This is a genomic window from Deinococcus aestuarii, from assembly GCF_018863415.1.
GTDB classification, from domain to species: Bacteria; Deinococcota; Deinococci; order Deinococcales; family Deinococcaceae; genus Deinococcus; species Deinococcus aestuarii.
Genome location: NZ_JAHKSN010000002.1, coordinates 194,384 through 217,381, shown reverse-complemented (window position 1 = coordinate 217,381; position 22,998 = coordinate 194,384). Strand labels below are relative to the sequence as shown.

Below are 22,998 nucleotides of genomic sequence, written 5' to 3'. Positions count from 1 at the left end.
CAACCCCTCCTACCCCCGCCGCTCCCTGTACCGCCGAATCAGCGTATTCGTGCTGGAGTCGTGCGAGAGCTGCGGCTCACCCTGCGCCTGCAACTCGGGCACGATCTTCCCGGCGAGCACCTTGCCGAGCTCGACGCCCCACTGGTCGAAGGAATTGATGTCCCAGACCGCCCCCTGCACGAAAACCTTGTGCTCGTACAGGGCGACCAGGGCGCCCAGCGTGCGCGGGGTCAGTCGGTCGGCAAGGATCGTGTTCGTGGGCCGGTTCCCCTCGAAGACGCGGTGCGGCGCGAGGTCAGGCGAGACGCCCTCGGCCTCCACCTCCGCCTGCGTCTTGCCGAAGGCGAGGGCCTCGGTCTGCGCGAAGACGTTCGCCATCAGCAGGTCGTGGTGCGGGGGCAGCGGGTTGAGGGTCTGGCACAAGCCGATGAAGTCGCAGGGAATCAGGCTGGTGCCCTGGTGGATGAGCTGGTAGAAGGCGTGCTGCCCGTTCGTGCCCGGCTGGCCCCAGACGACGGGGCCGGTCTGGTAGTCCACGGTGCGCCCGTCGAGCGTGACGTGCTTGCCGTTGCTCTCCATGTCGAGCTGCTGGAGGTACGCCGGGAAGTACATCAGGTATTGGTCGTAGGGCAAGACGGCGTGTGTCTGAGCATCGAAGAAGTCGCGGTACCACAGCCCGATCAACCCCGTCAGCATGGGCAGATTCCGCTCGGGCGGCGCGGTGCGGAAGTGCTCGTCCATGTCGTGCAGCCCGGCCAGGAACTCGCGGAAGCCGTCGGGGCCGACCGCGATCATCAGGCTTAGGCCGATGGCGCTGCCGACGCTGTAGCGGCCCCCCACCCAGTCCCAGAAGCCGAACATGTTCTCGGTGTCGATGCCGAACCCCGACACCCCCTCCGCGTTCGTGCTCACCGCGACGAAGTGCCGGGCGACCGCCGCGTCGTCCCCGAGCGCGTCCAGCAGCCATGCCCGCGCGCTCGTCGCGTTCGCCATCGTCTCCTGGGTGGTGAAGGTCTTGCTGGAGACGACGAACAGCGTCTCGGCGGGATCGAGGTCGCGCGTCTTCTCGGTCAGGTCGGTGCCGTCCACGTTGGAGACGAAACGCAGGGTGAGGTCGCGCCGCGCGTAGAACTTCAGCGCCTCGTAGGCCATCACGGGCCCCAGGTCCGAGCCGCCGATGCCGATGTTCACGACGTTGCGGATGGGCCGCCCGGTGAAGCCCAGCCACCCGCCCGAACGCACCGAGTCGGCGAAGGCGGCCATGCGGTCCAGCACCTCGTGAATCTCGGGGACGACGTTGTGGCCGTCCACCAGCACCTCTGAACCCCGGGGAGCGCGCAGGGCCGTGTGCAGGACCGCCCGGTTCTCGGTCACGTTGATGCGCTCGCCCGCGAACATGGCGTCCCGCCGCGCCTCCACCCCCGCCGCCCGCGCGAGGTCGAAGAGCAGGCGCAGGGTCTCGTCGGTGACCCGGTTCTTGGAATAGTCGAGGTAGAGACCCGCCCCCTCGGCACTCAGTCGCTCGCCGCGCGCGGGGTCGCTGGCGAAGAGGTCGCGCAGATGCAGGCCCGCGACCTCGCGGAAGTGGTCTTGCAGCGCCTTCCAGGCCGGGAGCTGCGTCAGGGAACCGGCGGCGGCAGGGGAGGTCATGCGCCGAGCATACCAATGGGCCCGGCGTGGGCGGCTTGAGGGTTTCTCAGCCCTTGGGGTCCGGCAGGGCGTCCGCCACGTCCCCCAGACTCACGCCGGGGGCGAGGGCGCCGTGGATCAGCAGGCTGAAGCGGTCTTGCCAGTCGCGCAGCACCTCGCGCTGGTCGCGGTAGCCGCCGTGCAGCAGGGCGAGGAGGCAGGCGTCCACGAGCAGGGCGCTGAGCAGGTGGGTGTTCACCTCGCCCCGCAGCGCCCCCCGGTCTCGCATGGCGATGAGGACGGGCTCGACGAGGGCGACGAGGGTGAGGGCCGTGCGGACGCCCTCGCCGGGCTCCTGCTCGCGCCGCCCGCCCAGGACGGCGTGCCCGACCGCTCCGACGAGGTGCCCGTACCGCACGCCGAGGTCGGCCATCCGGGTGGTGACGTGGGCCCACACCGCCTGGGGGGCTGCGCCCGCGTGCAGCCGCCGCACCGCCTCGTCGCGGGTGTCGTGCACGGTGCGCTCGAAGTGGGCGAGCAGCATGTGGACCTTGCTGGGGTAGTAACGGTAGAGGTTCGTGCGGCTCACGTAGGCCGCGCGGGCGATGTCCTGCGCGCTCGTGGCGTCCAGACCGCTGCGGGCGAACAGCTCGAAGGCGGCCCGGGCGATCCGTTCGCGCCGCGCCTCGTCCTGCTCGGTCCGGTCTACCTTCACGCCCCCCAGGGTAGCGCCCGGGCCGCCCCCCACGCAGCCCCCACCCTTACGGTTGCATTGGGGGTTGTCGGGAGAAGTCCGCTGTCTGGGCCGGGGCGGCGCCTCCAACCTCCTCACGATACCGGCCCTCATGAACTCTCGCTGTGCGCCATTCGTCTGACAGGCCACCCGGAAGGCGCTTAGAGTGAATTCCCGGAAGCTGCCTACCCTCCGGGAAAAGGACGTGAAGCCGTGCATATCTACCAGCTCTCTGGCCGGAACATGGACGTGACCGACGCGCTGCGCGATTACGTCGAGGAAAAGCTCACGCGCCTGGACCGCTTCAGCGACCAGATCACCGAGGCGCGCGTGACCCTCACCGTGCGGGACGTGCGCGACGCCGCCCGGCGCAACCGCGTCGAGGTGCAGCTCAACGTCCCCAACGGCGTCATCCGCGCCGAGGAGCACCACGCCGACATGTACGCCGCCATCGACCGGGCGTCGGACGTGCTCGAGCGCCAGCTTCGCAAGTTCAAGACCCGCTACATGAAGCGGCGCCAAGACGCCCTGCCCGAACCCGCTCCCGCCCCCGCCGAGGGGGAAGCTCAGGTGTCCGACGACGACGTGGAGGATTTCCGGCCCGAGATCGTGCGGCAGAAGAGGTTCGACATGCGCCCCATGAGCCCCGAAGACGCCGTGACCCAGATGGAGGCCCTGAGCCACGACTTCTACGTCTTCAAGAACATGGACACGGGCGGCTGTGCGGTCGTCTACCGCCGCCGTGACGGCAACTACGGGTTGATCGAGCCGAGCTGAGCGCCGCTCGGGACGGGTGGGGAGGGTGGGGCGCGGGCCCCGTCCCCCCACCCCCTCACGTTTCCCTCACACGCCGGGGCGCGGGGGGCCCGCCATCTGCTAGGCTGGGGCGTTCATGATCGCGCACGTGGTCAATCCCGGTTCCAGCAGCGTGAAACTCGCGTGCGCGACCCTCCTGCCCAGCGACAACCCGGCCCTGCCCGGCCAGCTCCGGGTCAGCCTCACCCGCGCGGAGGTGCCGCTGCCCGGTCCACCCGGCGAGGAAGACCTGGCGGCGCTGGTGCGGGCGGTCTTGGAGGCCACCGAAGGGTGGCCCGCCCCCGACGCGCTCGTCGCCCGGGGGGGCTGGCTGGGGCAGGTGCGGGCGGGCACGTACCGGGTCACGCCCGAGCTGGCCTCTTTTGCCGCCTCGGCGGGCCGGGACGCGGCGGGGCTCGGGGGCGCCCTCGCGCTCGCCGTCGCGGGGGTGCGGGGGGTGCCCGCCTTCGTGGTGGACCCGCAGAGCGTGAACGAGCTGCTGCCCGAAGCCCGCGTGACCGGGGTGGCGGGCGTGACCCGGGAGGCCCGCTTCCACGCCCTCAACGCCCGGGTGGTCGCCCGCCGCGCCGCGCACGAGGTCGGCAAGCGGCTGCAAGACGCCCGCGTGGTCGTCGCGCACCTGGGGGCCACGACCAGCGTGACGGCCTTCGACGGCGGGCGGGCGGTCGACACGACGGGCACCGGCCCCGACGGCGGCCCGCTGGGGGCGCTCCAGGCCGGGCCGCTGCCCACGGGCGCCCTGCTCGACCTCGCCCGGGAGCGGACGGGCGCCGAGGTGCGCCGTCTCCTCGCCGCCGAGAGCGGCTTCCTGGCGCTGACGGGCACGGCGGACCTGCGGGAGCTGGAGGCGCGCGAGGCGACCGACCCCGAGGTGCAGGCCGCCACCGCCGCCTTCGTGCACGGGGCGTGCAAGGCCGTCGGCGAGCAGTGCGGGGCGCTTCCGGCCCGCCCGGACGCGATTGCCCTGACGGGGGGAATCGCCCGCTGGGACAGCCTGGTGGACCGTATCGAGCGGCGGCTCGCCTGGATCGCCCCGGTGATCGTGATTCCCGGCGAACTCGAACTCGAAGCCCTTGCCGAGGGCGCGGGCCGCGTGCTCCTCGGGCTGGAGCCGCCGCGCGAGTGGACGCCGCCCGCCGTGCCCGCTGCCGGGAGCGGCTGACATGGCCCGCCGCCGCATTCCCCGCGCCGCCCCCGAGCCCATCCGCGCCACGAGCATGTGGCGGGTGGATCAGGTCTTCCTCGCCCGGCGGGGCGTGCGGGTGGAAGTCATCTGCTCCCTGGTGAACGACCGGGGCGGCCTGCGCAACCTCAGCGTGGTCGCCCCCACCGACGACCCCCGCGAGGCCGTGCGGCACGCGGCCCGTTTCGTCGCGGGCAAGGGCAACGTCAGCTCCGCCCGGCAGGCCCGCGTCCGCTGGGCGCGCGAGCAGACCACCACCCTGCAAGACGAACTCATCCGCGACGTGGCCCTGGAGGACGACTTTCAGGACGCCTTCGAGGACACGCTGGCCGAGGTGCGCGACCGGATGCGCTGAGGCACGGCGCAGGCCCGACCTTCCCCGGCCTCACGGCAGAGGGGGCGCCCTGCCACGCAGGGTGAGGGCCTCGTGCTCGCCTTCCGAGGTGTTTGACACAGGAGCACGGTCAGACCGGGCGCGGCGAGAGGTCCCGTCTTCACTGCACCGGACCCTTCGCGGAGGGACAAGTCAGGACGCGCCCTCTTCTTTCGGCCAACGCTTCAGGGCGGGCCCACCGGCCGAAACGAAAAAGCCCCACCTCCCGGTGGGGTCTCTCTTTGGTTGCAGGGACAGGATTTGAACCTGTGACCTCCGGGTTATGAGCCCGACGAGCTACCAGACTGCTCTACCCTGCGTCGCCCTTCGCATCCGGCGTCTCCTCCGGCGCTCAAAGATAGTAGCGTGAGGTCCCGATTCTGTCAACGCCTGCCGCGGATGGGGGGACGGGCCGTCTCCGTACCCCAGCCCACCGCCCGGGAAGGCGCGGGCGCGTAGGCTGGGCCGTGTGACGGCGGGCGACGTGGTTCCGGAGGAGGCCAGCGGGATTCAGGCCCGCAAGCTGCGGCACATCGAGGCCTGCCTGCGGCCCGAGAGCCAGTACGCGGGAGTGACGACCGGGCTGGAGCGGGTGCCCTGGCCGTACCGGGCGCTGCCCGAACTCGACCTCGAGGCGGTGCGGCTGGAGACGACCTTCCTGGGCAAGAGCCTGCGGGCGCCCGTGTTGATCGGCGCGATGACGGGCGGGGCCGAGCGGGCGGCCCTGATCAACCGCCGCCTCGCCACCGCGGCCGCCCGGCTGGGGGTCGGCATGATGCTCGGGTCGCAACGGGTGATGCTCGAACGTCCCGAGGCGGCGGTCAGCTTCCGGGTGCGCGAGGTGGCGCCGGACATCCTCCTCGTCGGCAACCTCGGCGCGGCGCAGTTCGGGCTGGGGTACGGGGCGCGCGAGGCCACGCGGGCGGTGCGCGAGGTCGGGGCCGACGCCCTCGCCATCCACGTCAATCCGCTTCAGGAGGCCCTGCAACCGGGCGGCGATACGCGCTGGGCGGGGTTGACGGCACGGCTCGCGGAGGTCGTGCCCGCGCTGCCCTTCCCGGTGATCCTCAAGGAGGTCGGGCACGGGCTGGACGCGCGGACGGTTCGCGCGGCGGCGGGCCTGGGCTTCGCGGCCCTCGACGTGGCGGGCGCGGGCGGCACGAGCTGGGCGCGGGTCGAGCAGCTCGTCCACTTTGGAAGCGTCCTGAGCCCCGACCTGTGCGAGGTGGGCGTTCCGACCGCACGGGCCCTGCAAGACGCCCGCCAGTCCGCCCCCGACCTGCCGCTGATCGCCTCGGGCGGCATCCGCACGGGCCTCGACGCCGCCCGGGCCCTCGCCCTGGGAGCCCGGGTCGTCGCGGTGGCCCGCCCGCTCCTCGAACCCGCGCTGGAGAGCGCCGAGGCGGTGGAGGCGTGGCTGGCGCGCTTCATCCACGAGCTGCGGGTCGCCCTCTTCGTCGGGGGGTACGCGGGTGTGGAGGAGGTGCGGGGGACGGCGGAACTGGAGACCGCTCCCGGCTCACTGTCCTGAGGGCGTTGTTGCGAAGCTTCCGCACGGGGAGTGGAGGGCGTCGGGATGGCGTTGGCGTTCCCCCTCCCGACCTGCCCACAAGGGGGGAGGGGCAGAAAACAGGCCCATCTTGTCCGTGAGGAACGCCGCCCGGCGGTTCAGAGAGGCTCCGAGGCCGCCGTCTGGCCGGACTGCACCAGCCGCGCGACCCGGGCGCCCACCCCCGTCAGCACCTCGTACTCGACCGTGCCTCCCCAGGCGGCCACGTCGCTGACGGTGATGTCTCCGGCCCCCCAGACCTCCACCCAGTCGCCCGTCTGGACGTCCAGCCCGGTCACGTCCACCATGAACTGGTCCATGCAGATGCGGCCCAGCACGGGGCGGCGCTCGCCTCCGGCGAGGACGTGGGCCTGTCCGGTCGCATTGCGGGGGTAGCCGTCCGCGTAGCCGAAGCCCACCGTGGCGACCGTCGTCTCCCGCGTCGCCCGCCACAGCCCGCCGTAGCTGACGGTCTCGCCGGGGTGGACCGGGTGGACGTGGGTGACGCGGGCGCGCAGGGTCATCACCGGGGTGAGGGGTGCCCGGTCGCGCAGGTGCGCGGGCGCGAAGCCGTAGGCGGCGAGACCGGGGCGCGCGAGCGTGAGGCCGGGCAGCGGCCCGAAGCTCAGCACGCCGCCGCCGTTCGCCGCGTGGGCGAGGACGGGCGGCAACGCCTCCAGCACCCGCCGGAAGCGGGCGAGTTGCTCGTGGGCGAACGACAGGTCGGGCTCGTCGGCGGTGGCGAAGTGGGTGTAGGCCCCCTCCAGCAGGCCGCGCTCGGCGAGGCGGCGGCCCACCGCCACGGCCTCCCCGGGGCGGGCGCCGAGGCGGTTCATGCCGGTGTCGACCTTGAGGTGCGCGCGGGCGTGGGGGGGCAGGGCGTCCGCCTCGGCGAGGGAGGCGACGGGCAGCCGCACGCCGAGGTCGGCGAGAGGGGAGACCTCCTCCGGGGCGGGCGGGGTCAGCAGCAAGGCGGGTTTGCCGAGCCCCAGCGCGGCGAGGGCCACCGCCTCCTGCGGCACCGCCACCCCGAAGCCCCACACGTCGGGGTGGCGGGCGGCGGTCCGGGCCACGGCCTCCAGCCCGTGCCCGTAGGCGCCCGCCTTCACCGGCAGCAGCAGCCGGGCGCCCCCCCGCCGGGCGAGCGCGGTGAGGTTGCCGTTCAGGGCGGCTTCGGAGATCAGGGCCTGGGCGCGGGGCAGCACCCCCCCATGCTAGGCGCCCCGGTGCCTGGGCGAGCGGGCGAGGGCCACGCTGTCTGGACCCCTTCCCCCGGCAGGGGAAAGCCCGCGCGCCCGGCGGGGGCCCGTGTATCCTGGCCGCACGTGACCCTGCGCCGAGCCCTCTCCTGCACCACGTTCGTGACCCTGGCCGCCCTGGCGGGCCCCCTCGCCCCGGCCCAGACCGCCGCGCCCGGCGGCACCCTGCCCCTGGTGTCGGTGGGCCAGGGGTGGCCGCAGGCGCAGGAGACGTACGTGATCCGTGTTCCCGCCGGGGACGCCGGGAAGCCCCTCGGGCTGGAGGTCTACAGCCCGTCTCTCAACCTCGCGGACGCGGAGGGGCGGCGCGGGCCGGGCTACCTCGGGGACGAGGCGGGGCGCCGGGGCGAGCCCTTCGAGACGACCTTCGCCCTCTCGGGGCCCGGCGGCGTGATCGCCGAGCGGCGCTTCACGCCCACCCGCGAGCATACCTGGGAGGGCCTCTTCGCGGGCGGGCTCCCGGCGGGCACCTACACCCTGCGGGTGGGCAGCCGGGGTGACGGCAAGAACGCCTTCGCCCTGCGGGTCGCGGCCCCCTTCGCGCTGGAGGCGACCGCCTTCTCGGCGGGTGCCCGGGGCAACGACCCCTCTCCCGTCCTCGTCGCGCGGCTCAACGTGACCTCGGCGTGGGTGGGGAGGCCCCTCGACCTCTCGAACTACGACCTCGACGGGGGGCGCGAGGTCGAGACCTGGGCCGTGCTGCCCGGCGGGCGGCGGGTCAACCTCACCCCCAGCACGAACGGGAGGACGGCGACCGACCGCTTTACCGTCGCGGCAGATCAACTGGGGGAGTGGCAGGTCTTCCTGCGGGTCTTGCCCACGACCCGCCAGCCCTCCAACGCGCTGCGCTACGCCTTCCGCCTCGGGGGCACGCTCGTCCGGGCGCGGGTGGGCGGCTTCACCCCGCCGAGGGGCGCGCGGCTGACGAACCGCCTCCTCGTGGATGTGGTCGATCCGCAGGGGCGCCCGGTTCCCGGGGCGAGCTACACGGTGGCGGGGGACAATCTCGTGCGGCCCAGCCTCCCCGCCGGGTACGTGCCCGTGGGGAGCACCCTGCTGGAGGGCACGGGCAACGTGGTTTCCCCCACCGAGGTGCGTTACCGCCCCGGCTTCACGCGGGTGCGCTTCGTGGCCCGCTCGCCCCAGGGCTTCCTCACGGTGGAGACGGTCGCCGTGTTCGGCCGCGAGCGGTTGCCCCTCAGCGGCATCTCCTTCCAGGTGGCGGGGAGAACGTTCACCACGCCCGTGAATGTCCCCCTCACGCCCGGCGACTACCCGGTCACGCCGACCCCGCTGCCGGGGAGCACGGTCGTCCCGCCGCCCCCCGCCCAGGTCACCGACAACGGCACGGGCCGGGTCACCATCGAGTACCGGGTGCGCCCCGAGGTCTCGCTCGTCACCTTTCCCGACGTGGTGGACCCCTGCGGGGTGACCCAGCTCACCGCGACCGCCCGCACCGAGTTTCCCTACCGCCTGCCCGTCCGGCTGCGGCTGACCCTCCCGGCGGGCTGGGTGAGCGACAGCCGCCCCGAGCTCTCCGGCAGCCTCAGCGCCGTCTCTCCGCTGCGGGTGCAGGTGCCCGTCCGGGTGTGCCGCACCGACACCGCCGAGGTGACCCTCGACCCCTTCGACCTGCGCAGCACCGGGCAGGCGCGGGTGCACAACCCCGGCGGCGCGAACGTCACCCGCACCGTGCAGGGCGGGGGCCGCGCCAACCTCAGCAAGACCGCCGAGCCCGGCGCGCGCGGCTTCACGGTCACCCTGACCCTCAACGTGGACACCCCCCTCGAAAACCTCCGCGTGATCGACCCCCTGCCCGCCGGGGGAGGCGCGCCCGCCGTGCGCGGCCCCGTCTCCGTGCGGGGCCCCGGCCTCGCCAGCGTCGCTCCCCGGGTCGAGGGCGAGGCCATCGTCCTCGCGCGGGTCGTCCCCGGCACCTACACCCTGACCTACCCCCTCTTCACCGACCTCCCCGCCGACCGGGTGGTCACCGCGCCCGACCTGAGCTGGTAGGGAAGCCTCCCCGCCGGGTGAAGGGGGCCTCCTCATGAGAGGCGGTTTCTGTTATCCTGTCCTCATGATGCGTCTCTGGCCCGTGCCCGTGGTCGCCGCCCTGCTGGGCGCGTGCGGCACGCTGGGAACGCCCGAGCCGACCGCCGGGGACCTGCTCACCGCACCGACCACCTTGCAGGTCGGCGGCCGCAGCCTGCGCGCCGAGGCGACCCCCTCCCTGACGGAGGACACCTTCCGGGTGCGGGTGCGGGTGCAGACCAAACGCGCCCCGATCCCCGACCTCAAGGTCACGGGCGTGTACGTGGTGACGGAAGACGGGGTGTGGAACGCCCCCGTCGCCGCCCGCGACCGCCGCGACTGCGGTCAGGACCGCTGCCTCCAGGGCACCGGGCGCGGCGCCGCTGACGGCCTGCACTCCGGCGAGGGTGTGCAGGTCGTCGTCAGCCTCAAGGACGAGAAGGGCCGGGTGCTGTGGCTGCGCGACGCGCGGGCGAGCATCCAGTGAGCGGTCAGTCCTGAGGCGCGACCACCCCGTCCCGCACCCGCAGCGTGTGGTCGGCTAAGCCCGCCACGTCCCGGTCGTGGGTGATCAGGACGACGGTGCGGCCTGCCCGCGCGGGGGCGAGGAGGAGGTCGAGCACCCGCTCCCCGGTACGGCTGTCGAGGTTGCCGGTGGGCTCGTCCGCGAGGATCACCCGTGGGTCGCGGGCCAGGGCGCGGGCGACCGCCACCCGCTGCGCCTCCCCGCCCGAGAGCTGCGAGGGAAGGTGCCCGCCGCGTGCGCCCAGCCCCACCTCGTCCAGCAGGGCCCGCGCCCGCTCGCGCCGTTCCCGGGGGGGCACGCCCGCCAGCGCCAGGGGAAACTCCACGTTCTCCAGGGCGGTCAGGATGGTCACGAGGTTGTGGCTCTGGAACACGAAGCCGTAGTGCGCTAGCCGGAAGTCCGCCCGCGCGGCTTCCGAGAGCGCGTGCAGGTCGGTGCCGTCCACCGTCACCCGGCCCGTGGTGGGGGTGTCGAAGCCTGCGAGGAGGTTGAGCAGCGTACTTTTCCCGCTGCCGCTGGGCCCGACGACCGCCGTGAGTCCCGGGGGGAAGGCGTGGGTGAAGGGGGCGAGCGCCGTCACCGTGCCCTCACCGCTGGGGTAGACGCGCGACAGGTCCAGGGCCGAGAGGACGGACACGGCGGGGGGGGAGGAGGTCACCGTCATCACACCCGCCCCAGCGCCTCGGTGATGCTCAGGCGGCTCGCGCTGCGGGCGGGGAGCAGACCGGAGACGAGCCCCAGCAGCAGGCTGATCCCGAGTGCCAGCGCGGTGAGCCGGGGCGTGAGGGCCGCCGCGTCGATCCCGGCGAGGCTCTGGGTATAGAGGTTCACCGCCCAGATGCCGCCGAGGCCGAGCAGCAGGCCGCCCACCCCGCCCGCGAGCGCGAGGAGCAGCGACTCGGTGAGGACGAGGGCCCGCACGAAGGTGGGCCGCGCCCCGATGGCGCGCAGGGTGCCGAACTCGCGGGTGCGCTCGAAGACGCCCATCATGACCGTGTTCGCCACCGCCAGCCCGCCCACGATCAGGGCGATGAGGGAGATGCCGAAGCGCACCGCGTCGCTGATCCGCAGCGCCCGCTCCACAAAGGAGAGGAAGTCCGATTGCGTCTGCGCCTCGACGTTCAGCCGCTTCCCCAGGGTGGTCGCCACCGTGCGGGCGCCCCGCGGGTTCGCCAGCTTCAGCGCCACCAGCGACACCCGCCCCTGCGCGCCCTCCGCCCGTTGCAGGGTCGAGAGCGGCAGGAAGATGAAGCTGTCCACCAGCCCCGACTCGGGCGCCAGGACGCCCACCACCCGCACCCGGTTGCGGCGGTTGAGGTTGAGGACCGACCCCGGCTTCAACCGGAGGTTCTGCGCCGCCTTCGCCCCGACGACCGCCACGCCCTGTCCCTCGTCCGCCGGGGTGAGCGCCCGCCCCGCCGCCGGGGTGACCTTGGGAAAGACCGCCTGCACGCCCTGCGCCGCCGGGAGGCCGTAGAGCACCACGCTCTGCGACACGTCGAGGCTGCTGCGCACCGTCATCACGACGGGCGTGACGGTGGTAATGCCCAGCTCCCCGGCGAGGTTCCGGATGTCCCCGACAACCGACTGCGGGAGGTTGGGCTGCGGCGCGAAGCCCTGCGAAAAGCCGCTGAGGCTGACCTGCACGTCGGGGCCGATGCCGCCGAGTTCCGCCGTGAAGACCTTGCGGACGCCCTCGCCGAGGGAGAGGAAGACCACCATGCTCGCCACCGCCACCGTGATGCCGAGCGCGGTGAGGAGCGTGCGCACCGGGCGGCGGGAAAGGCCCCGCCACGCGAGCGCCCAGAGATCGGACCAGTTCACGTGCCCAAGCTACGCTGTCCGGCCCGGGACGAGGGCGGGAAGGGTTGCGGTTGAAGGGGCGAGCCAGGGCGGGGCGCCCGCCGCCCCCGCTAGACTGCCTCCCATGAGCGCTGCCCCCACAAGCGAAGGTGTGCCGGTCGCGCGGCCGGAGGCGCCGTCCGCCCGGTGGTGGTGGGCGCGGGACGTGCCGGGGGGCGGCGGCCAGGAGCACCGTCACCAGCGGCCCGCCCCGCGCTGCCGCTCGTCCTCGCTGGAGGCAGAGGCGGCGGTGGTCATCCGCCTGACGGGACGGACCCTCTCGCCCTTCACCGACATCACGGCGAGTCAGGCGCGGGGCGGGCGGGTGGGCGCGTGACGGCCGAAGGCCTGCCCCTCACCCTGTTGCCCGACCTGGGCGACCTCTTCCGGCTCCACCCGGCCTTCAACGCGGGCACGGTCGCCGAGGTGTTGCGTTTCCTGGGTGCGTCCGAAGTGGGCTGGGCGAGCGGCCCCGACCCCGACCACCCCCTGCGGGACGCCCTGCCCGCCGCCCGCTTTCGCCTCCGGGAGCTGGGGGGAGACGACGGGGCCGCGCAGGCGGAGGCCGACCATGAGCAGTTCGTCTCCTTCCTGAGCCAGTACCCCCAGGGCCGCGAGCGGTTGCGGGCGGCCTCCGCGGCGGAGCGCGAGTTCGCGGCGGTGCTGATGGCCTCCCTGACTCCTCGGCGGGCCCTGAGCGCCGAGGTGCTGGGGGCGGCCCGCACCTACCACGCCGCCGTTCGCGCCGCCCTCGACGAGGGGCCGGGCACGCGCTGGCGGGAGCGGCGGTTGACGGCGCTCGCCACCGCCCTGGAAGGCGAGCGGGGCGTGGTTCTCGTCCCCCTTGACGACCTGCCGGGGCTGCTCGAACGGCTGCCCGCCGCCCAACTTCCCGACCTGCGCGCCTTTGTGCCCGGAGAGACGGGCCGCCTGCGTGCCCTCGCCGACCGGGCCTGGCAACTGCGCGAGGACGACGACCTCGGCGCGCTGCTGGAGGCCCTGGACCGCGAGACGGGCGACCCGGTGACCCCGAAGGCCGAGCTGGACGCCGCCGCCGCGAGTATCCACCTCGCCGTGGGGGACCTGCCCGCCGCCCGCGCCCGGCTCGAACGGGCCGCCCACGCCCTCACGGACGACGGGCCGCGCAGCCTGCCGGGGCTGGTCCTCGCGCGGCTGGGGCAGGTGCGCGACGCGCAGGGGGAGCGGGAGTTGGCCGTGCGGACCTACCGGGCGGTGCTGGCCCTCTCGTACGTGCCCGCCGTCGCGCGGGAGACGGCCCAGGCGGGGGTGCGGGAGGCGTTCCGGCTGGAGGGGGTCGAATAGGCGGGACTCAGCGCACCCGCTCCAGCGGCCATGCCCGCACCTCCAGCCGCTCGGCGTGCAGGAGGTGCGGTTCCCCCTCCAGGGTCACCCCCAGCCCGTCCGCGAGGGTGTTCCCGGTGACCACGGCCTCGGCGCGGCGCAGCGGCCACGCGACGTGATCGACCCGGCCCCGGTAGAGTCGGCCCCGCCCGTCCGTGCTGTAGAGCACCAGGCGGTCGGTGAGCCAGGCGTCGAGGCTCCCCGGTGCCGGGTCCAGGGCCGGGCCCACCGGGCGGTACGCGGCGGCGAAGCGGGCCGGAGCTGTGCCCCGGTGGGTGCGCAGGCTCGCGTAACGGGTGACCCCCTCCCGCGTGTCCGCCCACATCCGCGCGTCGAAATACGGCAGGTGGAAGAGGCGGCGCGCGAGACGCACGGCGAGGGGCTGGGCGGCGTCGAGGCTGTAAAACCACACGCCGGGCACGCCGTCCACGCGGACGTAGGTGCGCAGGTTGAGCTCCGGAAAGGCGCTCACCCCCGGCACGTCGGGGAGGAGGCGGGGCGAGACGCCCGTCATGCGGAAGGGCACGGCGCCCAGCCACGCCCGGCCCTCCCGGGTCTCCACCTCGGCCCCGGCGGGCAGCGTGCGGGCGATGGCCTCCGGGGCCACCGGCCAGTGCAGGAAGCACAGGTCCCGCCACGTCATCCGCAGGACCCAGGGAGCGCGGGTCGGGGGGAGGGCGGGGCGCATGGGCCAGAGCATACGGCCCGGAGGCCCCAGGGGGGCGCCCCGGCAGCAGCGGGCCGGGGCACGTCGGAGGTCGGGCCGTGCAGGTGGGGAGGTCAGCGCTTGCGGCGGCGCAGGCGGTCCATCGCGGCCTCCAGGCTCAGGCGCATCCGCTCCAGGGCCTGCGAGAGGTCGCCGATCTCGTCGTTGCGCCCCACCTGCACCGGGCGGGTGAGGTCGCCCATGCTGATCGCGTCGGCGACCTTCACGAGGCGTTCGATAGGCTGAACGACCCGGCGGGCGCTGCGCACGGCGAAGGAGGCGGCCAGCCCCAGGGCGAGGAGCGACACGGCGAGCACGAGGAGCAGCGTGTTGCGCAGGTTGGCGGCGGCCTGCGTGTTGCCCACGCCCACGGAGATGCGGTAGAGCAGGTTGGGGGAGGTTTCGGTGGCGGCGGCGGTCGTGCGTCCGCCGTCTTGCGTTTCCATCACGCCGAGGCGGCTCACCACATAGCTTGTGCGCGACGACTGCTGGTTTTCCTTGGCGTCGGCGAGGCGGCGCAGCCGCTGGGCCTGGGCCGAGTTCCCCGCGCCGACCTCGCTGAGCTGGGCGAGCTGCTCGCGGTAGGCGTCGGCGGGGCTGCCGCTTGCCACGAAGGTGCCCGTCTCGGGATTTTCTCCCAGGAAGCGGGCGACCCGGCCCTGCAACACGCCGTCGAGCTCGGGGGTCGCGCTGCGGAAGTAGGTCGTGCCGTCCGGAAGTTCCACCCGCACGAAACCCACCTCGGAACGGCGCAGCAGCGTGTCGAGCTGGGCGTTCACGGTCTCCTGGTCGCGGGTGTCGAGGCTGGTGCCGACCGCCACCGCCACCGCCTGCGCGTTTTGCGCCACCAACTGACGCTGGAGCCCCGGCAGGATCGTGGTGAGCAGCCCGAGCGTCACGGCGGTGGAGAGGATGAGCGGCGCGAGCGCCCCGAAGGTGAGCTGCCGGGCGAGGCTGCGCCGGGGCCCCAGGTTCACGCGGGGCTCGTCGGAGATCGCCGTGAGGTACGTCTCCGCCGCGCCCGCCGCCGCCTGGGGCCCCGGCGCCGTGTCGGCCACGGTCAGGGCGCCCGTGAAGTCCGACCAGATGTCGGGGCTCGCCGGGGGCGCGCTCGCCTGCACCTCCCCGGTGGGCGCGGCGGCCGCCGTCGGCACCGGGGCGAACAGGTCGGGCCCCCCGAGGACAGGCGGCGCGAAAGGGTCGGGCGCGAAGGGGTCCGCCGGGACCCGGGCCGAGGCGGCGAGGTCGGCCCAGCTCTCCCCGGCCGGGGGGGCGAGCCCGTCCAGCGCGGAAGCGGTGACGGGCTCCGGCGCGAGGGCCACGCTGCCCTCGGGTTCGGGCGCCGGGCGCCTGGGCAGGGCGGGCGCGGCGGCGAGGTCCTGAAAGGGCCCGGCCAGGACCGCCGTCTCCTCGCGTACCTCCTCCAGGATGGCCGAAACGCCCGCCTCCTGAAAGACGCGCAGCAGCAGCTCGGCGCGGGCGCGCCCGGTGGGCTTCATCAGGCGGCCCGCGCGCCGGGCGGCGAGGCGGCCCGCCTGCTCGGGCGAGAGCCCAAAGCGCGTCACGAGCTGCTCTTCGAGCCCGGCCCGCACCTCCTCGGGCACCGGTTGACGAATCACGACCGTGTACTTCATGGGTTGCCTTTCCTGACCGTCTCGCTGGTCTGCCGCTCCGCCGGGGCGCGGTCGCGGGATGAGACGGGCGCGGGCCTTTCGGGCCGTCCGCAGAGATGAATGGCTTGCCGCCGAACGGGGGACGGGCGGCCAAGAGGGGGAGGCGGGGGTCGCCGCCCGGCGGGGGGGCCCCTCACGCGAGCCCCCGTTCGCGCAGCCCGCGCACGAACGCCTGCACCTGCGCCTCGCCGAGCTGCGCGGCGACCGCCGAGAGCAGGGCCCCCAGGGTCGCCCCGTTCCCCAGGTCGTCGAGGGCGTCCTCAACGAGGAAAGTCCCCATCGGCCCCAGGACCGCCGTGACGCACGCCGTCACCACCCGGGCGGAGGCCTCCGTGACGGGCTGCCCCCGCTGCGAGGCCCGCCCGGCCCAGCGCGCCGCCTGCGCGACCGCCTCCGCGACCTCGGGCGGGGTGACGCGGGCCAGCCGGGCGACCTCGGCCAGCGGGCGCACGCCGTCCACGTGGTGCAGCACCCGCCACACTGCGAAGGGCAGCGGCGTCTCGTCGCCCAGGCCCGGCGGCCAGCTCGGCGTCCCGGCGCCCGCCTCCAGCGTCACGGGGTCTCCAGTCCGGCGGCCGTCCACGCGGGCCGCCCGCGCAGCTCGGCGAGCGGCAGGTCGGCCAGCCGCACCCCCAGCCGCGCGAGCGTGCCCTGGTAGGCGGCGAGCAGGGCGGGCCGCCACTCCCCGGCGGGGAGGTCCAGCTCGACGTGCAGCCGACCGCCCTGCACGGTGACCTCCTGCGCAAAGGGGTCGAGGCAGGGATGCTCGGCGCACAGCCGCACGCACACGGTCCGCCACGCCTCGTCGAGGGGGGTGGTGCGGTGGGTCAGGGCGATCACCTCGGCCCAGAAGTCCGCCAGGATCGCCCCGCCGTTGCCGGGTGGGCTCAGGCGGTGGCACACGGCGCCGGTGGGGGGCAGGGTGCCCCCCACCGGCCGCCCCGCCTGCCAGTGGCTGCACGCCGAGGCGCCCAGCAGCAGGCCGGAAAAGCCCGAGCGTTCCAGCGTGTCCCGCGCGTCCGGCCACGCGCCCGCGAGCGGCTCGGGCGCCTCCTCCCGGCAACTCCAGAACAGGTCGGCGGCGGCGGGGTCCAGCTCCGCCAGGGTCACCCTTGCGCGGGGCAGGGCCGCCGTCACGGCGGTCCAGGCGGTGTCGCCCGCCGCCGTGAAGCCGCCGCGCAGGGTGCCCGCCACCCACACGAAGCGGGCCCACCCCGCCTCCTGCCGCGCCTCGAACACGCCGCTCAGGCCCCCCGCCTGGCGCGCGGCGAGGTCCACGGTCACCTCCGTCCAGGGGTAGTGATCGGTGTGAAGCCGCGTGTACACGGCGCGGTCGAGGGGCAGGGCGGGTGGGGTCGGGGCTGGGTGCATGTCAGGGTCCGTGGGGCAAAAGGCCGGTTGAAACTGGGGACGAGGCGGCGGGCCGTGGTCCGTCACCGAAACTTCACGGCGTGGGGCGAACTTGCCCCCTCATCAGACCTCGCCCGCTCTTACGGCCCGCTTACAGGCCAGCAAAAGCCCCGCCACGGCACGCGGCCGGGCGGGGGAAAGGGTGGTCCGTGAAGTCAGCCGAGTTCGGCGAGCAGGTCCTGAACGCGGGCGCGGAGGTCGCCGCGCGCCTGGGGGGCGCCGAGCTGGTGCAGCCCGCCGTGGTAGGCGTCGGGGTCGCCGAAGAGGCGCGAGAGGGCCTCGAACTCGCGCTGGCTGCGCAGCGAGGCGTCGTCGCGAAAGAAGGTCACGTACTGGTCCTGGAAGGCCCACTCGCTGAGCTGGCCGTCGAGGAACGCCCGCATCAGGCGGCGGTAGGGCTCCACGTTGTCCTCGGTCGCCACCGCGCCCGCGCCCTGGCGGCGGGGCACCTGCGCCTCGAAGACAGGAGAAAGCGTCTGGGCCGTGATGTCCCAGTTGTTGGCCTCGAACTGCGGCTCGCCCTCCCTGAAGAGGATGAACTGCGGGCTGTGGTGCACAATCCCGGTGCGCTCGGCGACGTGGTTGCTCGCCGGGCGCCAGTCCACCACCCGGATAAAGCCTACCGGCAGGTCGTGGCGCGTCAGGAAGGTCTCCAGGACCCCGAAGCCCTGCATCGTCTTGTGGCAGGTGCCCGCCTTGAAGACCGCCGCCAGCGGATACTCCCGCAAGAAGGTGTCCACCTCCTCGGGCGTCGTCAGGGGCACGAGCACCTGCTTCTGTTCGGGTTGCGTCGTGGCTTGCGTCATGCCCCCAGGATACCCCCCGCTTTGAAAAACGAAGTGAGGCGGAACACATGGGGCCGCAGGCTAGACTGAAGCATGTCCGGCGCGAGCGAGTTCGTCAGCTTCCTCCTCGGCGGGGTGACTGTGGGCGCCTTCGTGACCCCCGGGGAGTTGGCCCTGATCGAGTCGGGCGCGGTGGTGGACGTGACCCTGCGCGGGGTGGTCGCCGTCCACGCCGACGTGGGCGAGGCCGTTCCCCTCGGCGACGTGCCCTGCACCTTCATCGGTGGCGAGCCCTCGCCCTTCGTTCCGGCGCGGGAGGAGCCGCTCAACCCAGCGTCCACACCTGCGCCTTGAGGTGGGTGGCGCCGGGGTAGTCCTCGCCGGGGTGGAGGTGAGTGTCCAGATGCGCTCGCCGTCCAGCCTTCGTCAACCCTGACGCCACGAGGCGCTCGAAGGCCGATTCCGACAGCCCCGCGTGGTTGGTCATGGCGAGCAGGCGCCCGCCGGGTGCCGTCACGTCCGCCGCAGAGGCGACGAGGGCCCCGTAGTCAGATTCGGCCCGCCACACGCCGCCCCGGCCCCGCGCGAAGCTCGGCGGGTCGAGGATCACAAGGTCGAAGGTGTCGCCGCGCCGACGCAGCCGGGCAAGCCACTCGAACACGTCCCCGTAGAGGAAATCGGTGGCGGGTGCCGCGAGGCCGCTCAGCGCGTAGTTCTCCTGCCCCCAGGCGAGCACCTTGCGCGAGAGGTCCACGTTCTTGACGACCTCGGCCCTACCCAGCGCGGCATTCAGGCCGAAGCCGCAGGTGTAGGCGAAGGTGTTCAGCACCCGGCCCCCCGGCGGCGCGTGCTCCCGCACCCAGGCGCGCATAGGGCGGGCGTCGGTGAAGAGCCCGATGCTGAGGTCGTCCCCGGGCCGGATCAGGAAGGGCACGCCGTTTTCCAGCGCCACCACGTCGGTCCGTTCTTCCCCCCAGACGGGTTCGGGCGGGGAGAGCCATTCCCGCGCCACGTTCGCCGCGTGCCGGGCCTCCACCGGGCGCCGCTTGAGGTACACGCCCGCCAGCCCAGCCGCGTCGCCGCACGCCGCCGCCAGCCGCGTTTCCTCACCGGGGGTGAGGTCGGCGTAGAGGCTCAGCACGCCCGTGTCCCCCGCCACGTCGAGCGCGAAGAGGCCGTCCGTCTCGGTCGTGTGCGCCGCCCGGTACACGGTCGTCCCCTCGCCGGGCAACTTCGCGCGGCGGGCGAGGAGGGTGGGGAGGTGGGGGAGGGGCACGGGGGGAGTGTAGAGGGTGGAAAAGAGGAGCGGGGGCGCTCGCCCCCGCTCCCACTCACCACGACCCACGGACCACTGACCCCTACGGCCTGCCCCCCAGCACCCACCACACCGCCGCCGTCGCCACCGCCGTGACCACCCAGAAGCGCACGGTGACGTGGGTCTCGGGCCAGCCGCTCAGCTCGAAGTGGTGCTGGATGGGGCTCATCTTGAAGATGCGTTTGCCGCGCAGCCGGAAGGACGCGACCTGCAAGACGACGCTCAGGACGGCGACCACCGGAATGATCGCCGCCAGGGGCAGGAGCCACACGTCCGCGTACAGGACGTAGGCCCCCGCCGCGACGGCCCCGATGGCGTGCGAGCCCATGTCCCCCATGAAGACACGCGCCGGGTGGGCGTTGAACCACAGGAAGCCGAGCAAGACGGCGACGAGCAGCGCACTCACCGGGGAGAGGGCGAGAAGGGGCAGCAGCACGATCATGGCGACGCCCGCGAGCAGGCCGTCGAGCCCGTCGGTGAAGTTAAAGGCGTTCACCGAGCCCACCATGACCAGCGTCAGCAGGATGATGTCGAGCACCCGCCCGAGCGAGGGCAGGACCTCGTGGCTGGCGAGCGGCGCGGCGAAAAAGGCGAAGGCGAGGGCGACGAGGATTTGCAGCGGGAACTTCTCGCGGGCGAGCAGCTCCTTCTTGCCGCCCCCCCGCATCCGCGAGCGAATCTTGAGCAGGTCGTCGATCCCGCCGATCACGCCCATCGCCAGTGCGGTCAGGATCAGCAGGAGTTCGCGCTCGCCACCCCCCCGGCCCGCCAGGGAGAGGGGGAAGAAGACGAGCGCCAGCGCCAGCACGAAGGCGACGCCGCCCGCCGTGGGGGTGCCCTCCTTTTTCAGGTGGGTCTGCGGGCCGTCACGGCGCACAGGCTGGCCCCAGCCGCGCGCCCGGCTCGCCCGGATGAAGAGGCCCACCAAAAACCACGAGAGCAGGGCCGCGACGACCATCACGCGCGACCCCCGAAGACGATCAGGACTGTGAAGAAGGCCAGCATCTCAAACGGGGAGCGTAGCACGTGCGTCCGGAACAGGTGGGGTCAGGCAGGCGGCCCGCGCCCGGCCAGCCAGCACGGCGAAGGCCTCCCGCAATTCGGGCGGCTCACGCACGGAGAGCGCGCACCCCAGCCGCAGCAGCATGGCGGCGAAGGATTCCAGGTGCTCCCGCGTGCAGCGCAGCCGCGTTCCCCCGCAGGCGGGGTCGGGTTCGAGGGCCACCCGCCCGGGGGCGAAGTGCAAGGCCGCCTCCTCGCGGGGCAGGTCCAGCCAGACCTCGATCTCGTAGGGGGCGTGCGCGAAGGGCAGGGTGGCGCGCAGGTAGGCCCGGGCGTCGAAGTCGGGCGGGCGGGTGAAGGCCCCCTCCCCCCCCACGGGCTCCGAGATGCGGTCGAGCCGGAAGCAGCGCAGCGCGTCCCGCCACCGGCAGCGCCCCACCGCGTACCAGCGCCCGTCCAGATGAACGACCCCGTAGACCTCGACCTCCCGCCGGGTCCGCACCCCCTCGTGCGAGCGGTACGCGAAGGTCACGGCCCGCTGGGCCTGAACGGCGCCGAGCAGGCACGACAGCACGGCGGCGTCGGTGGGCACCGTCCAGGGAAAGGCGTCGAGCTGCACCGCGTCCTCCAGCGCCCCCACGCGTTCGCGCAGCGGGCGAGGCAGGGTGCGGCTGAGCTTCGCGCTCGCGCCCGCGACGGCCGGGGCCAGCGCCGTCAGCCCGAGGTGGTGCAGGGCGTGCAGGCCCAGCGCCAGCGCCAGCGCCTCCTCCCCGCTGAACATCAGGGGCGGCAGGCGGAAACCGGGCTTCAGGCGGTACGCGCCGCCCACGCCCCGCGTGGACTCCACCGGGATGCCCAGATCCTGCAAGCGGGCGACATACCGCTGCACCGTGCGCGGGCTGACCTCCAGCCGTCGGCTCAATTCCGCCCCCGTCACCCGCTCGTGGGCCTGGAGGAGTTCGAGCACGGTGAGCACCCGCATCGAGGGGTCGTACATAGGGCCAGTGTGCCACGGCAAGGCGACAGGTCCTGACGGGAATCGGCGTTACGCTGATGACAGAAAGCAGCCCTTCCGGTCGGCTTTCGATGGAGGAACCATGACGCAGCAAGGCACCGTTCCCGCCGTCACCACGCCCTCCCTGATGACGCCCGAGTTCCTGCTCGCCGACTGGCAGGGGCACCGCCGCCTGACCCGCCGGGTGATCGAGGCGTTCCCGGACGATCAGCTCTTCACCTTCACCGCGGCCCCGCCCATGCGCTCTTTTGGCGAGTTGGCGTGGGAGATGCACGGGGTGGCGGCCTACACCCTGGACGGCCTCGTCACCGACGACTGGCGCGAGCCCGACTGGTCGGCCAGGCCCCCGCAGGAGAAGGCGGCGCTGCTCGCCGAGTGGGACGACCTGACGGCGAGGCTGGACGTGGAGCTTCCCACCGTCCCGCCCTCCCGGTACGGCGAGGACAAGGCCCTCTTCTGGGGCACCATGTCCGCGCTCGTCACCGCCCTCTATGCCATCGACAACGAGATTCATCACCGGGGGCAGGGGTACGTGTACCTCCGCGCCCTCGGCATCGAGCCGCCGCCCTTCTACGAGCGCTGAGGGGTGAGGGGGCCAGGGGCTTCGGGACCGGCGCGGGACGGTCGGTGGACCTGGGCCGCCCACTCCCCCCGCGCTCCCCCGACATGGGCGCGGAGGTCAATGGGAGGCGGCCGGACGGGCGAGAGGGAAGCTGGGCAGGAGAGGCGGAGGGCCGGGGAAGTCACGCCCCGGCCCTCGGCGTTTCGCGGTTCGGGCTCAGCCCAGCCGGGCGATCACCGCGTCGGTAAATTCCCGCGTGCCCGCCGTGCCGCCGAGGTCGCGGGTGCGCGGGCCCTCGGTGAGGACGGTGTTCACGGCATGGTCGATCCGCTGCGCCACGTCGTGCGCGCCGAGGTGGTCGAGCATCAAGACGGCGGCGAGGATGGTCGCGGTGGGATTGCTGATCCCCTGCCCGGCGATGTCGGGGGCGCTGCCGTGGACGCTCTCGAAGATGCCGAAGTTGTCGCCGATGTTGCCGCTCGCCGCGATGCCGAGTCCGCCCACCAACCCGGCGGCGAGGTCGGAGAGGATGTCGCCGAACATGTTCGTCATGACCATCACGTCGAACTGGGTGGGGTTGCGCACGAGCTGCATCGCCGCGTTGTCCACGATCATCGTGTTCGTGTTCAGGCCCTCCACGGTCTTCGTGTGGTCGAGGATCGTGTTCAGGAACAGGCCCTGCGTGACGGGCAGCACGTTGGCCTTGTGGACGACCGTGAGCTTCTGGCGCCGCCGCAGGGCGAGGTCGGCGGCGAATTTGCCGATCCGCTCGCTGGCGTCTTTGGTGATCACCGTGTCGGCGATGGCGGTGTCGCCGTAGCGGCGCTCCTGCTCGACGTAGAGGCCCTGGGTGTTCTCGCGCACGATCACGAGGTCCACGTTCTCGTAGGCGCCGGGCACCGGGCGGGTCTTGGTGGGGCGGACGTTCGCGTAGAGGCTGTACTTCTGGCGCAGGTGCCGGATCGCGCCGGAAAAGCCCTTGGGCTTCTCGCCGCTGGGGCTCGTCGCCGCGCCAAAGAGGGTCGCGTGGGTGTTCTCGACGGCGTGGTAGGTGGCCTCCGGGACGCTGGTGCCGTGGTCGAGAAAGTATTCGTACCCGGCCTCGGCGGTCACGTACTCGGCGTCCAGGCCCGCCGCCTCCAGCACGCGCCGGGCGGCAGGAATGACCTCGTGCCCGATGCCGTCGCCCTCGATGAGACAAATGCGGTAAGTCGCCATAGGGAGCAG

General features: G+C 73.5%; 24 protein-coding genes and 1 tRNA gene. 10 read left to right on the top strand and 15 right to left on the bottom strand.

The window, feature by feature from the left end:
- Nucleotides 1-9 precede the first annotated feature (9 nt).
- Entirely contained in the window at nt 10-1,650 is a 1,641-nt protein-coding gene (gene pgi / locus IC605_RS04125) for a glucose-6-phosphate isomerase (protein ID WP_216319411.1), read from the bottom strand.
- 46 nt (nt 1,651-1,696) lie between these two features.
- Nucleotides 1,697-2,344, bottom strand: coding sequence for a TetR/AcrR family transcriptional regulator (locus IC605_RS04120; protein WP_216319408.1), 648 nt, complete (start codon nt 2,342-2,344; stop codon nt 1,697-1,699).
- 231 nt (nt 2,345-2,575) lie between these two features.
- Between IC605_RS04120 and hpf the strand changes: the two genes are divergently transcribed.
- From hpf to IC605_RS04105, 3 genes are all read left to right on the top strand, one after another.
- A complete protein-coding gene (gene hpf, locus IC605_RS04115; RefSeq protein ID WP_216319406.1) occupies nt 2,576-3,139 on the top strand; it encodes a ribosome hibernation-promoting factor, HPF/YfiA family in 564 nt (187 codons plus the stop codon).
- Between the two features lie 115 nt (nt 3,140-3,254).
- Complete coding sequence (locus IC605_RS04110; RefSeq protein WP_216319403.1) at nt 3,255-4,340, top strand: butyrate kinase; 1,086 nt, start codon at nt 3,255-3,257, stop codon at nt 4,338-4,340.
- A gap of 1 nt (nt 4,341) precedes the next feature.
- On the top strand, nt 4,342-4,716 hold the full coding sequence (locus IC605_RS04105) for a hypothetical protein (protein WP_216319400.1): 375 nt from the start codon (nt 4,342-4,344) through the stop codon (nt 4,714-4,716).
- A 261-nt stretch (nt 4,717-4,977) separates the two neighbouring features.
- Here the strand turns inward: IC605_RS04105 and IC605_RS04100 are convergent.
- Nucleotides 4,978-5,054 (bottom strand) — tRNA-Met (locus tag IC605_RS04100).
- Nucleotides 5,055-5,203: 149 nt separating this feature from the next.
- Between IC605_RS04100 and fni the strand changes: the two genes are divergently transcribed.
- Nucleotides 5,204-6,265 carry a type 2 isopentenyl-diphosphate Delta-isomerase gene (gene fni, locus IC605_RS04095; RefSeq protein ID WP_343216497.1) on the top strand — a complete coding sequence of 354 codons (1,062 nt, stop codon included), beginning with the start codon at nt 5,204-5,206 and terminating at the stop codon, nt 6,263-6,265.
- Between the two features lie 137 nt (nt 6,266-6,402).
- On the opposite strand, the gene alr is transcribed toward fni, so the two are convergent.
- Nucleotides 6,403-7,488, bottom strand: coding sequence for an alanine racemase (alr, locus tag IC605_RS04090; protein ID WP_216319398.1), 1,086 nt, complete (start codon nt 7,486-7,488; stop codon nt 6,403-6,405).
- Nucleotides 7,489-7,608: 120 nt separating this feature from the next.
- On the opposite strand from alr, the gene IC605_RS04085 reads away from it, so the two are divergent.
- Complete coding sequence (locus tag IC605_RS04085; protein WP_216319395.1) at nt 7,609-9,555, top strand: hypothetical protein; 1,947 nt, start codon at nt 7,609-7,611, stop codon at nt 9,553-9,555.
- 64 nt (nt 9,556-9,619) lie between these two features.
- A complete protein-coding gene (locus tag IC605_RS04080; protein ID WP_216319392.1) occupies nt 9,620-10,060 on the top strand; it encodes a hypothetical protein in 441 nt (146 codons plus the stop codon).
- 4 nt (nt 10,061-10,064) lie between these two features.
- Here the strand turns inward: IC605_RS04080 and IC605_RS04075 are convergent, their stop codons facing one another.
- Complete coding sequence (locus tag IC605_RS04075) at nt 10,065-10,763, bottom strand: ABC transporter ATP-binding protein (protein WP_216319389.1); 699 nt, start codon at nt 10,761-10,763, stop codon at nt 10,065-10,067.
- Nucleotides 10,763-11,923 carry an ABC transporter permease gene (locus tag IC605_RS04070; RefSeq protein ID WP_216319386.1) on the bottom strand — a complete coding sequence of 387 codons (1,161 nt, stop codon included), beginning with the start codon at nt 11,921-11,923 and terminating at the stop codon, nt 10,763-10,765. Before IC605_RS04070 ends, IC605_RS04075 begins: the two co-directional genes overlap by 1 nt.
- 103 nt (nt 11,924-12,026) lie before the next feature.
- Between IC605_RS04070 and IC605_RS04065 the strand changes: the two genes are divergently transcribed.
- Nucleotides 12,027-12,278, top strand: a complete 252-nt coding sequence (locus IC605_RS04065; RefSeq protein ID WP_216319384.1) for a hypothetical protein — start codon at nt 12,027-12,029, stop codon at nt 12,276-12,278.
- Between the two features lie 11 nt (nt 12,279-12,289).
- Nucleotides 12,290-13,264: a hypothetical protein gene (locus IC605_RS04060; protein ID WP_216320269.1), complete on the top strand. Its 975-nt coding sequence runs from the start codon at nt 12,290-12,292 to the stop codon at nt 13,262-13,264.
- 7 nt (nt 13,265-13,271) lie between these two features.
- Here IC605_RS04060 and IC605_RS04055 read toward each other — a convergent pair whose 3' ends face one another.
- The 5 genes from IC605_RS04055 to abxC form a co-directional block, all read right to left on the bottom strand.
- Nucleotides 13,272-13,991: a YqjF family protein gene (locus IC605_RS04055; protein WP_246580373.1), complete on the bottom strand. Its 720-nt coding sequence runs from the start codon at nt 13,989-13,991 to the stop codon at nt 13,272-13,274.
- Nucleotides 13,992-14,083: 92 nt separating this feature from the next.
- The gene (locus IC605_RS04050) at nt 14,084-15,643 is read right to left on the bottom strand and encodes a HAMP domain-containing protein (RefSeq protein ID WP_216319381.1); all 1,560 of its coding nucleotides are present in this window, start codon (nt 15,641-15,643) and stop codon (nt 14,084-14,086) included.
- 172 nt (nt 15,644-15,815) lie between these two features.
- Nucleotides 15,816-16,238, bottom strand: coding sequence for a hypothetical protein (locus IC605_RS04045; RefSeq protein WP_343216495.1), 423 nt, complete (start codon nt 16,236-16,238; stop codon nt 15,816-15,818).
- Nucleotides 16,235-17,053: a hypothetical protein gene (locus IC605_RS04040; protein ID WP_216319378.1), complete on the bottom strand. Its 819-nt coding sequence runs from the start codon at nt 17,051-17,053 to the stop codon at nt 16,235-16,237. The genes IC605_RS04045 and IC605_RS04040 overlap by 4 nt, the downstream gene beginning before the upstream one ends.
- A gap of 194 nt (nt 17,054-17,247) precedes the next feature.
- Nucleotides 17,248-17,898 carry a monothiol bacilliredoxin AbxC gene (abxC, locus tag IC605_RS04035; protein WP_216319375.1) on the bottom strand — a complete coding sequence of 217 codons (651 nt, stop codon included), beginning with the start codon at nt 17,896-17,898 and terminating at the stop codon, nt 17,248-17,250.
- A 72-nt stretch (nt 17,899-17,970) separates the two neighbouring features.
- Here abxC and IC605_RS04030 point away from each other — a divergent pair, with 72 nt between their 5' ends.
- Nucleotides 17,971-18,231 carry a hypothetical protein gene (locus tag IC605_RS04030; RefSeq protein ID WP_216319372.1) on the top strand — a complete coding sequence of 87 codons (261 nt, stop codon included), beginning with the start codon at nt 17,971-17,973 and terminating at the stop codon, nt 18,229-18,231.
- Here the strand turns inward: IC605_RS04030 and IC605_RS04025 are convergent.
- The 3 genes from IC605_RS04025 to IC605_RS04015 form a co-directional block, all read right to left on the bottom strand.
- The gene (locus tag IC605_RS04025; RefSeq protein WP_216319369.1) at nt 18,203-19,153 is read right to left on the bottom strand and encodes a class I SAM-dependent rRNA methyltransferase; all 951 of its coding nucleotides are present in this window, start codon (nt 19,151-19,153) and stop codon (nt 18,203-18,205) included. The two genes, IC605_RS04030 and IC605_RS04025, sit on opposite strands and share 29 nt — an antisense overlap.
- Nucleotides 19,154-19,235: 82 nt before the next feature.
- On the bottom strand, nt 19,236-20,153 hold the full coding sequence (locus IC605_RS04020; protein WP_216319366.1) for a phospho-N-acetylmuramoyl-pentapeptide-transferase: 918 nt from the start codon (nt 20,151-20,153) through the stop codon (nt 19,236-19,238).
- Nucleotides 20,154-20,198: 45 nt separating this feature from the next.
- Nucleotides 20,199-21,191, bottom strand: coding sequence for a helix-turn-helix transcriptional regulator (locus IC605_RS04015; protein ID WP_216319364.1), 993 nt, complete (start codon nt 21,189-21,191; stop codon nt 20,199-20,201).
- Between the two features lie 100 nt (nt 21,192-21,291).
- On the opposite strand from IC605_RS04015, the gene IC605_RS04010 reads away from it, so the two are divergent.
- Nucleotides 21,292-21,792 (top strand): DinB family protein, encoded by a 501-nt coding sequence (locus IC605_RS04010; protein ID WP_216319362.1) that lies wholly within the window; start codon nt 21,292-21,294, stop codon nt 21,790-21,792.
- A 195-nt stretch (nt 21,793-21,987) separates the two neighbouring features.
- On the opposite strand, the gene IC605_RS04005 is transcribed toward IC605_RS04010, so the two are convergent.
- Complete coding sequence (locus IC605_RS04005; protein WP_216319360.1) at nt 21,988-22,989, bottom strand: isocitrate/isopropylmalate dehydrogenase family protein; 1,002 nt, start codon at nt 22,987-22,989, stop codon at nt 21,988-21,990.
- Between the last annotated feature and the right edge of the window lie 9 nt (nt 22,990-22,998).